Source organism: Massilia litorea, from assembly GCF_015101885.1.
GTDB classification, from domain to species: Bacteria; Pseudomonadota; Gammaproteobacteria; order Burkholderiales; family Burkholderiaceae_D; genus Telluria; species Telluria litorea.
This window is the reverse complement of sequence record NZ_CP062941.1, coordinates 1,432,822-1,445,892: the sequence shown is the minus strand read 5'-3', so window position 1 is coordinate 1,445,892 and position 13,071 is coordinate 1,432,822. Positions and strand designations below refer to the sequence as shown.

The following is a 13,071-nucleotide window of genomic DNA, read 5'->3' as shown; positions in this document are numbered from 1 at the left end:
TGGGGCTTTTTATTTGTCCGCCCCGGTAAGCAAAAAAAACACCGCCGGCGCAAGCCAGGCGGTGTTTTTTGTAGAACGTGATCCGGTGCTTACCAGATGATCACGCGGTCCTTTGGCGCCAGGTACATCTTGTCGCCCTGCTTGACCTTGAAGGTCTCGTAGAAGCCCGGCTGGTTCATCAGGGTGCCGTTGGCGCGGAACTGGCCCGGCGAGTGCGGGTCGGTCTTGACCTGGGCGATCCGGGCCGGCTCGCGCATCTTCTCGCGCCAGACTTGCGCCCAGCCCATGTACAGGCGCTGCTCGCCGGTCAGGCCGTTGATCACCGGCGCCTTTTTGCCCTTCAGCGAGATTTTATACGCTTTCGCGGCGATGGCGAGACCCGAGTTGTCGGCGATGTTTTCGCCCAGCGTCAGTGCGCCATTGACGTTGTAGCCAGGCAGCGGGCTGTAGCCGTTGTACTGCTTGACCAGCATGTCGGCCTTGGCCTTGAAGTTCTTGTGGTCGGCCGGGCTCCACCAGTCGCGCAGGTTGCCGTTGCCGTCGTACTGGGCACCCTGGTCGTCGAAGCCGTGGCTGATCTCGTGGCCGATCACGGCACCGATGCCGCCGTAGTTGACCGCGTCGTCCGCGTTGGCATCGAAGAACGGCGGCTGCAGGATCGCGGCCGGGAACACGATCTCGTTCATTTCCGGGTTGTAGTAGGCGTTGATCGTCTGCGGCGTCATGCCCCACTCTTCGCGGTCGATCGGCTTGCCCAGCTTGTTGATCTCGCGGTCCGCTTCGACCACCCGCGAACGCATCACATTACCGACCAGGTCGTCGCGCTTGACGACCAGCGCCGAGTAATCCTTCCACTTGTTCGGGTAGGCGATCTTCGGCGTGAACTTGGCCAGTTTCGCCTGCGCTTCCTTCTTGGTCGCCGGGCTCATCCAGTCGAGCTTGTCGATGCTGGTTTTATAAGCGGCCAGCAGGTTTTTCACCAGCTTTTCCATACGCGCCTTGTGCTCAGGCGGGAAGTACTCGGCCACGTACAGCTTGCCCAGTGCCTCGCCCTGCGAACGCTCGACGGCGCTGACGCCACGCTTCCAGCGCGGCTCGATCTCGGTCACGCCCGACAGGGTTTTGCCGTAGAAGTCGAAACGCTCGTCGACGAAATTCTTCGACAGGAAGCTGGCGTAGGACTGGACCAGGTGCAGCGACAGATATGCCTTCCAGGTGTCGAGCGAGGTCTTGTTCGAGAGCGCGACGAAGGACTTCAGGTAAGTCGGCTGGCCGACGATCACATACGTCGCCTTGCCGGACAGGCCGGTGGTATCGAGCCAGCTCTTCCAGTCGTAGCCAGGCGCCATCTTGTCCATGTCGGCCAGGTTGACCTTGTTGTAGGCTTTGATTGGATCGCGCAGCTCGACCTTGGTCCACTGGATGTTCGCCAGCTCGGTCTCGAAGTCGACGATGGCTTTCGCGTTGGCGGCGGCGTTCTTGTCGCCCGCCATCGCCAGCATCTTCTCGACGTGCTGCTGGTACTTCGCCTTGGTGGCGGCCAGTTTCGCGTCGTCCGCCTTCAGGTAGTAGTCGCGGTCCGGCATGCCCAGGCCGCCCTGGCCGATGTCGGCCACATATTTCGTCGAATCCTTGTTGTCCTGGTGGATGCCGAAGTCGAAGGGAACGCCGACGCCGATTTTACCGAGGCGCGCCAGCATGGCCGGCAACTCGGACTTGTCTTTCAGCGCAGCGATCTTGGCCAGCTCGCCTTGCAGCGGCGTCACGCCCAGCTGTTCCAGGCGCGCCTCATCCATGAAGCTCGCATAAAAATCGCCGATGCGCTGGGCGTCGGTGGCGGCGGCCGGGTTGGTCGCGGCGGATTTTTCGATGATGCCGCGTAGGCGCGGCAAGGTGTTCTCGCGCAGCTGCATGAACGAACCCCAGCTTGCCTTGTCGGCCGGGATCTCGGTATTTTTCAGCCACTTGCCGTTCAGGTATTCGAAGAAATCGTCCTGCGGGCGCACGCTCTCTTCGATGTATTCGGTGGCGACGCCGGACGACAGGACCGGGACCTTGGCACTTTTGGCGGTGGCTGCGGCGGTGCCGGCGGCGCCTTCGGCGTGTGCGAAACCGGCGATCAGTGCCAGCGTCAGGGCGCTCAGCATGTGTTTCTTCATGGGTGTCTCTCCACTATTTATCAGGTTGGCGGCCGGCGCCTCGTGGGCACCGGCCGGATCGGTCGACTATGCATACGTCCCGTCGCGACGGGCTTTATGCACGACCAGGTTGATGACTTTACCAGATCGTGACGCGGTCTTTCGGCGCCAAATACATTTTGTCGCCTTCCTTCACGCCGAAGGCCTCATAGAAGGCCGGGTGGTTCATCACGGTGCCGTTGGCGCGGAACTGGCCCGGCGAATGCGGGTCGGTTTTCACTTGCACGATCTGCTGCGCTTCGCGCATTTTGCTACGCCACACCTGGCCGAAGCCCATGAAGAAGCGCTGGTCGCCGGTCAAGCCGTCGATCACCGGGGCCGGCTGGCCCTTGAGCGAGATTTTATAAGCTTTATAGGCGATCGCCAGGCCCGAGTTGTCGCCGATGTTTTCCCCCAGGGTCAGTTCGCCGTTGACGTTGTAGCCGGGGATCGGGCTATAGCCGTTGTACTGTTTGACCAGCATGTCGGCACGCGCCTGGAAGGCGGCGCGGTCTTCCTTGCTCCACCAGTCGCGCAGGTTGCCGTCGCCGTCGGACTGGCTGCCCTTGTCATCGAAACCGTGGCCGATTTCGTGGCCGATCACGGCGCCGATCGCACCGTAGTTGACGGCATCGTCGGCGCGCATGTCGAAGAACGGCGGCTGCAGGATCGAGGCCGGGAACACGATCTCGTTCATCGAGCTGTTGTAATAGGCGTTCACCGTCTGCGGCGTCATGCCCCACTCTTCGCGGTCGATCGGTTTACCCAGTTTCGCGATGTTGCGGTTGTAGCCGAACTCCGACGCGCGCTTGACGTTGCCTACCAGGTCGTCGCTGCGGATGCTCAGCTTCGAATAGTCGCGCCACTTGTTCGGGTAGCCGATCTTCGGGGTGAATTTCGCCAGCTTGGCCTGCGCTTCCTTCTTGGTCGCCGGGGTCATCCAGTCGAGGGTATCGATGCTGTCCTTGTAGGCGGCCAGCACGTTTTTCACGAGTTCTTCCATGCGCGCCTTGCGCTCGGCCGGGAAGTATTTGCCGACATACTGGCGGCCCACCGCTTCGCCGAGTGCGCCTTCGACGGTCGACACGCCGATCTTCCAGCGTGGACGGTTTTCGGTGACGCCAGTCAGCGTGGTGCCGTAGAAGGCGAAGTTGGCGTCGACGAAGGCCTTCGACAGATAAGGCGAGTATTCGCGCAGCAGCTGCCATTCGAAGTAGGACTTCAGGGTCGCCAGATCCGTCTTGGCGAGGACTTGATTAAAACCGGTGAGATAGCTCGGCTGGGCGACGATGACGTAGTCGAGCTTGTTGCCGACGCCGGCTGCAGCCAGCGCCGCATTCCAGTCGTAGCCCGGGGTCAGCGCGCCGAGTTCGGCCACGCTCATCTTGTTGTAGCGTTTGACCGGGTCGCGGTTCTCGACCTTGGTCCATTGCACCTTGGCCAGTTCGGTCTCGAAGTCGACGATGGCCTTGGCTTGTTCGGCCGCGTTCTTTGCGCCGGCCAGGGTCAGGATCTGGGCGACATGCGCTTCGTACTTGGCGCGCGTGTCGGCCATGCGCTTGTCGTCGAGTTTCAGGTAATAGTCGCGGTCCGGCATGCCGAGGCCGCCCTGGCCGATATAGGTCGCGTATTTCGTCGAGGCGCGCGCATCCTGGCCGACGCGGATGCCGTAAGGCGTGGCGACGCCGATCTTCGACAGGTGGGCCACCAGCTCCGGCAAACCCTTCTTGTCCTTCAGGGTGCGGATGCGCTGCAGTTCGCCGGCCAGGGGTTTCACGCCCAGCGTTTCGAGCTTCGCTTCGTCCATGAAGCTGGCGTACAGGTCGCCGATCTTCTGCACGTCGGTGCCGGCCTTTTTATGCGGATCCTTCTGGGCCGCCTCGATGATGCCGCGCAGGTGCGCCTGGCTGTCGTCGCGCAGCTGCATGAAGGTACCCCAGCTGGCCTTGTCGGCCGGGATCTCGGTCGATTTCAGCCACTTGCCGTTCAGGTAAGTGAAGAAGTCGTCCTGCGGGCGCACCGAGGTGTCGATGAACTGGGTGTCGATGCCGGAGATCGGCGCGCCGGCAGTACTGGCGGTGCTGGCGGTGCTGGCCGCCGCGACGGCGACGGGTGCGGCATTGGATTTCGTCGTGTCGCCGGCATGGGCGAAAGTGGCAAGGACGGACAGGGTCAGGGTGCTCAGAAGGGTACGTTTCAAGGGAGTTCCTCGTGTCAAGCGTTGGCGACCGCGGCATGGGTCATCCTGCAAGAATGCCCGATCCGGACCCATCCGTCGAGAGGGAATGTGGCAAAAATGCGCACAGTGCGGGCCGCCGCGCATTTTGCACGGCGCCTGTATTGACGGGCGCTACAGCCCGTCGGCGTCCGCGCACATATGCATGTCCGCGGATCGCCTTCCATTTACAGCTTCATTTCGAGGCGCAAACCGACTGTCGGATCGGTGTGCGCGCTGGTGCGCACGTAGCCGGTCGGCGCGGTGTAATACCGCGCGGTCACGTAGTCCTCGGCCAGCAGGTTGTTGACCGACAGGCGCAGCTGGTTATTCGCGCTGAATTTCCACAACCCGTACAGGTCGACCTGGCGCTTGGCGCCTGCGGCGCTGGCCTCGGTGGCGCTGGTCTGCACCAGCAGCGGCGGGGTCCAGTTGTAGCTGGCGCCGAGCGTCAAGGGCCGCCCCTTCATCCGGTAGTCGAGGCCGACATTGGCCGTCTGCTCGGCCTGGCCGTCGAGCCGGTTGTTCGGACCCGGGATACCCTCGACCCTCGACCAGAAGCGGCTGTAATTGGAACGGAAGTCGATATCCGGGCTGTTCGGCACCAGTTCGGCCAGCTGGAATTTCGCTTCCAGTTCGATGCCGCTGGTGCGCGCGCTGCCGATGTTCTGGGGGCTCGACAGATAGCGCAGGCCCTGGTTCGTCGGGCGCTCGGTGATCACGCGCCGGATCAGGTTGTCGACGTTGCGGATAAAACCGCTGGCGCTGAGGATGCCGCTTTTGCCGAGGTAGTGTTCGTAGGCGAGGTCGATGCCCTTGGCCAGTTCCGGTTTCAGGTTCGGGTTGCCGCTGCGGTCGGGACTGACGCGCGCGTTATAGGTCGCGAACGAGGGAGAAGCGATCATGTCGTTCAGCGGCGCCGCCCGATAGCTCTGGGTCAGGCTGGCGCGCACCTGGTCCTTTTCGAAACCGGGAATGCGCCATACCGTATGCAGGACCGGGCTCCAGACGCGGCTCGTGTTCTCGACTTCCGACGCGCTGCCGGTGCTGGTGGTGCGGATCCCCTCCCAGCGCAGGCCGAGGTAGACCGACCAGCGTTCGGTGATGTCCCACTCGTCCTGGGCGAACAGCGCCAGGCGGCGCGTGCTCGCTTCCAGGTTGGCGCCGGAATCGTCGAACAGCGCGCCGCCGTCGTCTTCGGCCACGTGCACCTGGCGCAATTGCGCGCCTTCGACATCCCAGCCCATGGCGAACAAATGGCCTTTACCGATCGGCTTCGTGTACTTGCCGCTGTGCGTGATGTTGCTGTTGCGGGTGTTGTCGACATCGTTGAAGGTGCGCAGGGTCGCCCCTCCCTCATCGAAGGTATGGCGCAGGCTCTCGCTGTCGTTGCGGCTCGCGCCCCCGCTCAGTTTGACGTCGAGCTTGGCGCCGCCGTCCATCTTGTGCAGCCAGTTGCCCATGGCGCGGAAGAACCTGGAGTCCGATGTCGAAGCGGTGCGCAGGCGCGCGTATTCCGCCGGGCGGGTGCCGCCCAGGTGGTCAATATGGGTGTCGCTGCCGTTGTCGTTGCGATTGATGCCGATAAAGGGCTGAAAAGTCAGGGTATCGCTGTTTTCGAATTTATAGGACAGGCGCGGCGACAGGAACATGCCGCGCGTGCGCGAATCGATGCCGGTATGGATGTTCTGCTCGCGCGTCACCTTGCCGGCGAGGTCTTCCTCGCGCACATAGCTGTCGCTGTCGTTGTGGCTGCGCCCGGTCATCGCGTTCACCGTCGTCAGCCAGGAGAGCTTGCCGGACTGGCCAGGCAGCGCCAGCGACAGGTTCGGCGAATGCAGCCCGGCGCTGATGTTGTCGCCCGCGCGCAACTGGATGTCCTTCTGACGATAACCCTCGCGCAGCACGATGTTGATGGTGCCGGCGATCGCCTGCGTGCTGTGCTCGGCCACCGGTCCGCGCATGACCTCGATGCGCTCGACCTGCTCCGGCGGCAGCGATTCGATCGAAAACCCCGCAGGCGCCCGCTCGCCGTTGATCAGCACTTGCGTGTAGCCGTTGCCCAGGCCGCGCATGCGCACGGCGCCGCCGCCGCCGCGGCCCGGCGGCCCGCCCATCGTCACGCCCGGCAGGCGTTTCAAAATGTCGCCGACGCTGGAATCGCCGTTGCGGTCGAGTTCCTCGCGTCCGAAGACCATTTTCGAGGCCGTCGACAGGCGCCGTTGATCGGTGTCGTTGGCGCGCGAACCGGTGACGCTGACCTGGGCGACCGGGGCCGCCTCACTCGTTTTTCCGTCTGTTTTGCCGCTGGTGGCGGGCGCCGCCTTGACGGTCGTTTTCTGCGCATCGGGCGCAGGGGCGGCAGTGTCGACGCTCTGGCCGGCGGCCAGGACGGGGGAGCCTGCCGCACCCAGCAGGGCAAGGCAGGCAGTGGGAATCAGCTTGTTCATGTCTCTTTTTTATGTGAGGCGCCGCCGGGCCGGCAGCGCCATCGGTATTGACGCAACCGGCCATTCTAGCGGCTGCCGTCGAGACCGCCTCATCCATTGATCCTTTTTTACTTTTCGATACAACACAGGATCGGCAAAAAAATACCCACGGTGGGGAACCGTGGGCGAAACCACTTTGGGGTGGAGAGAGAAAAACTGGAATCGACTATAGGACCGGCCTGGTCCCCAGGTGACCACTCTTACAATTACTTACCGGAAGTACAACCCGCTTTACAAGTCGCGCCCGTTTGCGCGGGCGCAGCCCGGGCCGGGCACGATTCGGGTTTATACTGGGGGCGCGCGATCTCATGCGTGCCAGGACCTGCTCCTACTCTTCCACCACCGATACTATGGGCTCCACTCTCAAGAACGCCGGCCTGCTTGCCGTCGGCCTCGCCGCCGGCGCCGCCGTCACGATGCAGTTTTCCGCGCTCGCCTATAAACCGGTCGAGCCGAGCATGCCGCTCGACCAGCTGCAGCAGCTGGCCAAGGCGGTAGAGCTGATCCGCGCCGATTACGTCGAACCGGTCGAGGGGGGCAAGCTGCTCACCAGCGCCATCTCGGGCATGGTCGATTCGCTCGACCCGCACTCGGCCTACCTCGACCCGGCCGCCTTTCGCGAGCTGCGCGAAGGAACCGAAGGCAAGTTCGTGGGCCTCGGCATCGAGATCGGGGAAAGCGACGACGGCTATGTGGAAATCGTCTCGCCGATGGAAGACTCGCCGGCCGAACGCGCCGGCATCCAGGCCGGCGACCGCATTACCCGAATCGACGGCCTCGATGTGCGCGGCCTCGGCCTGGAAGAAGCGGTCAAGCGCATGCGCGGCGCGCCCGGCAGCCGCGTTACGCTGACGATTGCCCGCGCCAGCGCGCCGCAGCCGCTGGTGCTCACCGTCGAACGCCAGGAGATCGTCCAGAAAAGCGTCAAGGCGAAGATCGTGGAACCCGGTTACGGCTGGCTGCGCATCGCCCAGTTCCAGGAACCGACCGTCGACGACATGGCGGAAAAGCTGACCGAACTGGCGCGCCGGGAACCGCATTTGAAAGGGCTGGTGCTCGACCTGCGCAACGATCCGGGCGGGCTGCTGCAGGGCGCGATCGGCGTGGCCGCCGCCTTTTTGCCGGAAGGCGCGGAAATCGTTTCCACCAACGGCCAGTTGCCCGAGTCGCGCCAGCGTTTTTATGGTCAGCCCGAACACTACATGCTGCGCAGCGGACGCGATCCGCTCGCGAGCATCCCGAAAATGTACAAGACGCTGCCGCTGGTGGTGCTGGTCAATACCGGCTCGGCTTCGGCGTCCGAGATCGTCGCCGGCGCCCTGCAGGACCACAAGCGCGCGGCCATCGTCGGCACCCAGACCTTCGGTAAAGGCTCGGTGCAGACGATCCGGCCGATCGGGCGCGACGCTGCCGTAAAACTGACGACGGCGCGCTATTTCACCCCACACGGACGCTCGATCCAGGCGCGCGGCATCGTCCCCGATTTCGCGGTCGACGAAAACGCCGAGAACGACGGCCTGAACGCGCTGCGCCTGCGCGAAGCCGACCTCGACCACCACCTGTCGGGCGACGGCAGCGGGGAGACGAAGACCCGTCCCGACGATATCGAAGAGCAGATGGCCTTATTGGATGCGGCGCGTGACCGCCAGCCGCTGGCTTACGGCAGCGCGGGCGATTTTCAGTTACTGCAGGCCGTTCAACACCTGAAGGGGCTGCCGGTGCAATTGTCGAAGCGCCCATCCGGGACCACGCTGGCGCGGCATCATTAGCATCGTGTGCTAGAGCTCAGCCTCGGATGGTCTCCCCGACAATTCCCAGGCTTGGCCCGATTGTGTAGAATCGCCGTCATTCGCCGGGGAATCTCCCCTTATCTCCTTTGAAAGTCCCCAACATGAAACCAGTCGTCATCAGCGGCACCGGTCTGTTTACGCCTCCGTTTTCCATCTCGAACGACGAGCTGGTGACGGCATTCAATGCCTATGTCGAGCTGCACAACCGTGAGAATGCGGAAGCCATCGCCGCGGGCGAAGTGACAGCGCTCGAACCATCGAGCAGCGGTTTCATCGAGAAAGCCTCCGGCATCAAGTCGCGCTATGTGATGGAAAAAGAGGGCATCCTCGACCCGACGCGCATGACCTCGCGCATCGCCGAGCGCGGCGACGACGAGCTGTCGCTGCAGGCGGAGATGTGCGTGGCCGCCGCCCGTGACGCCCTGGCCCGCGCCGGCCGCGTGGCTGCCGACATCGACATGGTGCTGGTGGCCGCATCGAACATGCAGCGCGCCTACCCGGCGATGGCGGTCGAAGTCCAGGACGCGCTCGGCATCGAGGGCTACGGCTTCGACATGAACGTGGCCTGTTCGTCCGCCACCTTCGGCATCCAGACCGCGATGGCGGCCGTGCAGACCGGCCAGGCACGCGCGGTACTCGTGCTGAACCCGGAAATCACCAGCGGCCACCTGAACTTCCGCGACCGCGACAGCCATTTCATTTTTGGCGACGCGTGTACGGCGATGATCATCGAAGCGGCCGACACGGCCGTCGGCGAACACCAGTTCGAGATCCTCGAATCGAAACTCAAAACCAAGTTTTCGAATAACATCCGCAACAATTTTGGCTTCATGAACCGCTTCGACGAATCGGGCGTGGGGCAAGCAGATAAACTGTTCCGCCAGCAGGGCCGCAAGGTGTTCAAGGAAGTGTGCCCGATGGCCGCCGAGATGATCCGCGAGACGGCGGAAGCGGCCGGCCTGCAGATCCCGCAGGTGTCGCGCTACTGGCTGCACCAGGCCAACCTGAACATGAACCTGCTGATCGCGCGCACCCTGCTCGGACGCGATGCCGAGCCGAACGAGGCGCCGGTGATTCTCGACAGCTATGCGAATACCTCGTCGGCCGGTTCCATCATCGCTTTCCACAAATACCAGGACGATTTGCCGCGGGGGGCGAACGGCGTGATCTGCTCGTTCGGGGCCGGTTATTCGATCGGCTGCGTGGTGGTGCGCAAGAAGTAACAACAACGGGGCGCAATCCCCGTTTTTTCAAATACGCGAACGTTCTGCCGCGTGGAGTCAGAACTCCACCCTACGTATACCTCGGTTCGTAGGGTGGAGTCCCGACTCCACGCGTTTTACGGCATATGATCAGAGACGCGCCGCCAGCTCCGCCCCTTCCCGGATCGCCCGCTTCGCATCCAGCTCCGCCGCCAGCACGGCCCCGCCGATCTTGTGGAAGCGCGTACTTCCCGTCACCGCTCCGATCGTCAATTCGTCCAGGCTCTCCTGCCCCGCGCAAATCACGACGTTGTCCACCTCAAGTAGTCTCTGCTGGCCGCCGACCGTGATGTGCAGCCCGGCGTCGTCGATGCGCTCGTACTGCACCCCCGCCAGCATCTGCACCCCGCCGCGCACCAGCGCCGCGCGGTGTACCCAGCCCGAGGTCTTACCCAGGCCCGCGCCAGGACGCGTGCTCTTTCTCTGCAGCAGGTAGAGCTGGCGGTAGGGGTGGGCAGGCACCGGTTTGACTAATCCTCCCTCCACCGTCGCATCCAGGTCGACGCCCCAGTCCCCGGTCCAGGTGCGGATCGGCTGCGGCAAGGGGTGTGCGGGATCGTGCAGCAGGAACTCTCCGGTGTCGAAACCGATGCCGCCGGCGCCGATGATCGCCACCCGCTTGCCCACCGGCGCCTTGTCGCGCAGGACGGACAGGTAAGACAGCACTTTCGGATGATCGATGCCGGGAATCGCCGGCATGCGCATGCGCACGCCGGTGGCGACGATGACGTCATCAAAACCGGCCGCCAGCAGTTCGTCGCGCGTCACGCGCCGGTTCAGCTGCACGTCGACGCCGGTCAATGCCAGCTTTCTCGTGAAATAGCGGACGGTCTCGGCGAATTCCTCCTTGCCGGGGATCTGCGTGGCGATGTTGAACTGGCCGCCGACGCCATTCGATGCCTCGAACAAGGTCACCGCGTGCCCGCGTTCGGCTGCGACCGTCGCCGCCGACAGTCCCGCCGGTCCGGCACCGACGACGGCGATCCTGCGCGGTTTATTCGTCTTCGCGTAGGTCAATTCCGTCTCGTGGCAGGCGCGCGGATTGACCAGGCAGCTGGCGCGTTTATTCGAGAAGGTGTGGTCGAGGCAGGCCTGGTTGCAGCCGATGCAGGTGTTGATCTCGTCGGCGCGCCCGCTGGCGGCCTTGGCAACAAAAGCGGCGTCGGCGAGGAAGGGGCGCGCCATCGATACCAGGTCGGCGTCGCCGCGCGCCAGCACGTCCTCTGCTTCACCCGGCATGTTGATGCGGTTCGAGGCGACCACGGGAATGTTCACTTCGCGCCGCAGGCGCCCGGCCACGCTGGCGAATGCCGCGCGCGGGACCGAGGTGACGATGGTGGGCACGCGCGCCTCGTGCCAGCCATAACCCGTGTTCAGGATGGTGACGCCGGCTGCTTCCAGGGCGCGCGCCACGCTGGCCACTTCTTCCCAGGTATTGCCGCCTTCGACCAGGTCGAGGACCGAATGGCGGTACATCAGGATGAAGTCGGGACCGACGGCGGCGCGGATGCGGCGCACCACCTCCACCGCCAGGCGCATGCGGTTCTCGATCGCGCCACCCCAGCGATCGGTCCGCTTGTTGACGCGCGCGCATAAAAACTGGTTCAGCAGATAGCCCTCGCTGCCCATCACCTCGACGCCGTCGTAGCCGGCCAGTTTCGCGAGCTTGGCGCAGCGCACGTAGGCGCGGATGGTCGACTCGATCCCGCTTTCGCTCAGTTCTTTCGGCTTGAATTTTGAAATAGGCGATTTCACGGGCGAGGCCGAGACGACGAAGGGCTGATAACCGTAGCGGCCCGCGTGCAGGATCTGCATCAGGATCTTGCCGCCCTCTTCATGCACGGCGCGGGTGACGCGGCGGTGGTTCGGCACGTCGCCGATGAAATTCAGGGTGCCGCCCAGCGGCAGCAGCCAGCCCTGCCGGTTGGGCGAGATGCCGCCGGTGACGATCAATCCCACCCCGCCGGCCGCGCGCTCGCGGTAGAAGGCGGCCAGTTTGCCGTAGTTATAGAAACGGTCTTCGAGGCCGGTGTGCATCGACCCCATGATCACGCGGTTTTTCAGGGTCGTGAATCCGAGGTCGAGCGGGGCGAGGAGATGGGGGTAGGCAGTATTTGTCATCCCGACATTAAAGCGGGAATCCGTGGAGTCGTGGTTCTAAACGTCGCGGATGCCCTGCCTCACACCAGGTGACTCTCGGGTGCGCGCAATTCGGCAAACTGCTCGATGCTGCCGATTTTCACCGTCACCGGGTTCAGGCTCGTATTCGGCGACAGCGAGCGCCAGGCGAACTTCCATTCCTGTTCCTGCGCTTCGGCACGGCTTTTCGTAAACGCTGCGCCCAGCGGCGAGCGGGTACCGTATTCGACGGCGCCGTCGATGCCGGCCCAGTTCGGCAAGGCACGCTGGACGGCGCGGTGCAGGCGCTCTCCGAACTCTTCGCTGTTGTGGATGACGAGGCAGCAGTCGGCCGGCCCGAGCACCTCGAACAGGGACTTGTTCCAGGCCTGCGAGAAGGAAATCGTCAGGAAGCCGTTGGCCGGCACCAGCCGGAACTGGCCCGCCTTCAATGCTTGCTCGAGCTCGTCGCGCATGCCGTAAAGGTGCAGGGTGGGTGGGCGCTGGTAGTCGTGCATGTGGAACTCGATTCGATGTGAAGGTAGGTAGTCAGGTACGGCGCTCGCCCGGCACCAGGCTGGCGTCGTGGCGGATGCGCATGAAGCGCGAGGAAATGAAAATCTCGCGCAGGAAAAACATGAAACTGAAGATCAGGCCGAACACGGCCAGCACGAAGAAGGCGGCGATGTACTTGTCGAGCTTGATGTTGGCGCTGTCTCCAACGAACAGCATCGCGATCACGAGGCAGACCAGGAAACCGCAGGCGGTGCTGGAGGTGATCGCGTAGTTGATCAGGTGCGAGCGCGTATACAGCGTTTCCAGTTCGTCGGTATAGGCGTCGTTCGGGCCGATTTGCAGGCGGTCCTCGAGCACGCGGGTGCGGTCGATGATGCGCGCCAGCCGGTTGGTCAGCACCGTCAGCTTGGTCGCCACGCCCGTCAGGAGAAAGACGGGCGCGATCGCCAGCTGGATCATGTGGCCGATGTCGCTAATCTGGATGTTCATGAAAACACGTTTTTT

The 13,071-nt window shown here is 63.7% G+C and carries 8 protein-coding genes; 2 read left to right on the top strand and 6 right to left on the bottom strand.

Translation table 11 applies throughout. From position 1 onward, the window contains the following. Positions 1 to 89: 89 nt before the first annotated feature. The 3 genes from LPB04_RS06440 to LPB04_RS06430 all read right to left on the bottom strand — a co-directional run bounded on the left by LPB04_RS06440 (position 90) and on the right by LPB04_RS06430 (position 6,842). Positions 90 to 2,159 carry a M13 family metallopeptidase gene (locus LPB04_RS06440; RefSeq protein WP_193687905.1) on the bottom strand — a complete coding sequence of 690 codons (2,070 nt, stop codon included), beginning with the start codon at positions 2,157 to 2,159 and terminating at the stop codon, positions 90 to 92. Positions 2,160 to 2,277: 118 nt separating this feature from the next. Then, on the bottom strand, positions 2,278 to 4,377 hold the full coding sequence (locus LPB04_RS06435) for a M13 family metallopeptidase (RefSeq protein WP_193687904.1): 2,100 nt from the start codon (positions 4,375 to 4,377) through the stop codon (positions 2,278 to 2,280). A gap of 203 nt (positions 4,378 to 4,580) precedes the next feature. Then, positions 4,581 to 6,842, bottom strand: a complete 2,262-nt coding sequence (locus tag LPB04_RS06430) for a TonB-dependent receptor plug domain-containing protein (protein ID WP_193687903.1) — start codon at positions 6,840 to 6,842, stop codon at positions 4,581 to 4,583. Between the two features lie 389 nt (positions 6,843 to 7,231). Here LPB04_RS06430 and LPB04_RS06425 point away from each other — a divergent pair, with 389 nt between their 5' ends. Both LPB04_RS06425 and LPB04_RS06420 read left to right on the top strand, forming a co-directional pair. Then, positions 7,232 to 8,650 (top strand): S41 family peptidase, encoded by a 1,419-nt coding sequence (locus LPB04_RS06425; RefSeq protein WP_193687902.1) that lies wholly within the window; start codon positions 7,232 to 7,234, stop codon positions 8,648 to 8,650. Between the two features lie 122 nt (positions 8,651 to 8,772). Next, positions 8,773 to 9,894, top strand: coding sequence for a beta-ketoacyl-ACP synthase III (locus tag LPB04_RS06420; protein WP_193687901.1), 1,122 nt, complete (start codon positions 8,773 to 8,775; stop codon positions 9,892 to 9,894). A 129-nt stretch (positions 9,895 to 10,023) separates the two neighbouring features. On the opposite strand, the gene LPB04_RS06415 is transcribed toward LPB04_RS06420, so the two are convergent. The 3 genes from LPB04_RS06415 to LPB04_RS06405 are packed head-to-tail and all read right to left on the bottom strand — an operon-like array spanning position 10,024 to position 13,056. Continuing rightward, positions 10,024 to 12,054, bottom strand: a complete 2,031-nt coding sequence (locus tag LPB04_RS06415) for an NADPH-dependent 2,4-dienoyl-CoA reductase (RefSeq protein WP_193687900.1) — start codon at positions 12,052 to 12,054, stop codon at positions 10,024 to 10,026. Positions 12,055 to 12,113: 59 nt separating this feature from the next. Beyond that, the gene (locus LPB04_RS06410; protein WP_193687899.1) at positions 12,114 to 12,569 is read right to left on the bottom strand and encodes a hypothetical protein; all 456 of its coding nucleotides are present in this window, start codon (positions 12,567 to 12,569) and stop codon (positions 12,114 to 12,116) included. 31 nt (positions 12,570 to 12,600) lie between these two features. After that, positions 12,601 to 13,056 carry a DUF2721 domain-containing protein gene (locus tag LPB04_RS06405; protein ID WP_193687898.1) on the bottom strand — a complete coding sequence of 152 codons (456 nt, stop codon included), beginning with the start codon at positions 13,054 to 13,056 and terminating at the stop codon, positions 12,601 to 12,603. Positions 13,057 to 13,071: the final 15 nt, after the last annotated feature.

What these genes read in the sequence shown, in the direction of transcription:
- LPB04_RS06440 (WP_193687905.1), bottom strand. Translation starts at nt 2,159, where the DNA reads ATGAAGAAACACATGCTGAGCGCCCTGACGCTGGCACTGATCGCCGGT.
- LPB04_RS06430 (WP_193687903.1), bottom strand. Translation starts at nt 6,842, where the DNA reads ATGAACAAGCTGATTCCCACTGCCTGCCTTGCCCTGCTGGGTGCGGCA.
- LPB04_RS06425 (WP_193687902.1), top strand. Translation starts at nt 7,232, where the DNA reads ATGGGCTCCACTCTCAAGAACGCCGGCCTGCTTGCCGTCGGCCTCGCC.
- LPB04_RS06420 (WP_193687901.1), top strand. Translation starts at nt 8,773, where the DNA reads ATGAAACCAGTCGTCATCAGCGGCACCGGTCTGTTTACGCCTCCGTTT.
- LPB04_RS06415 (WP_193687900.1), bottom strand. Translation starts at nt 12,054, where the DNA reads ATGACAAATACTGCCTACCCCCATCTCCTCGCCCCGCTCGACCTCGGA.
- LPB04_RS06410 (WP_193687899.1), bottom strand. Translation starts at nt 12,569, where the DNA reads ATGCACGACTACCAGCGCCCACCCACCCTGCACCTTTACGGCATGCGC.
- LPB04_RS06405 (WP_193687898.1), bottom strand. Translation starts at nt 13,056, where the DNA reads ATGAACATCCAGATTAGCGACATCGGCCACATGATCCAGCTGGCGATC.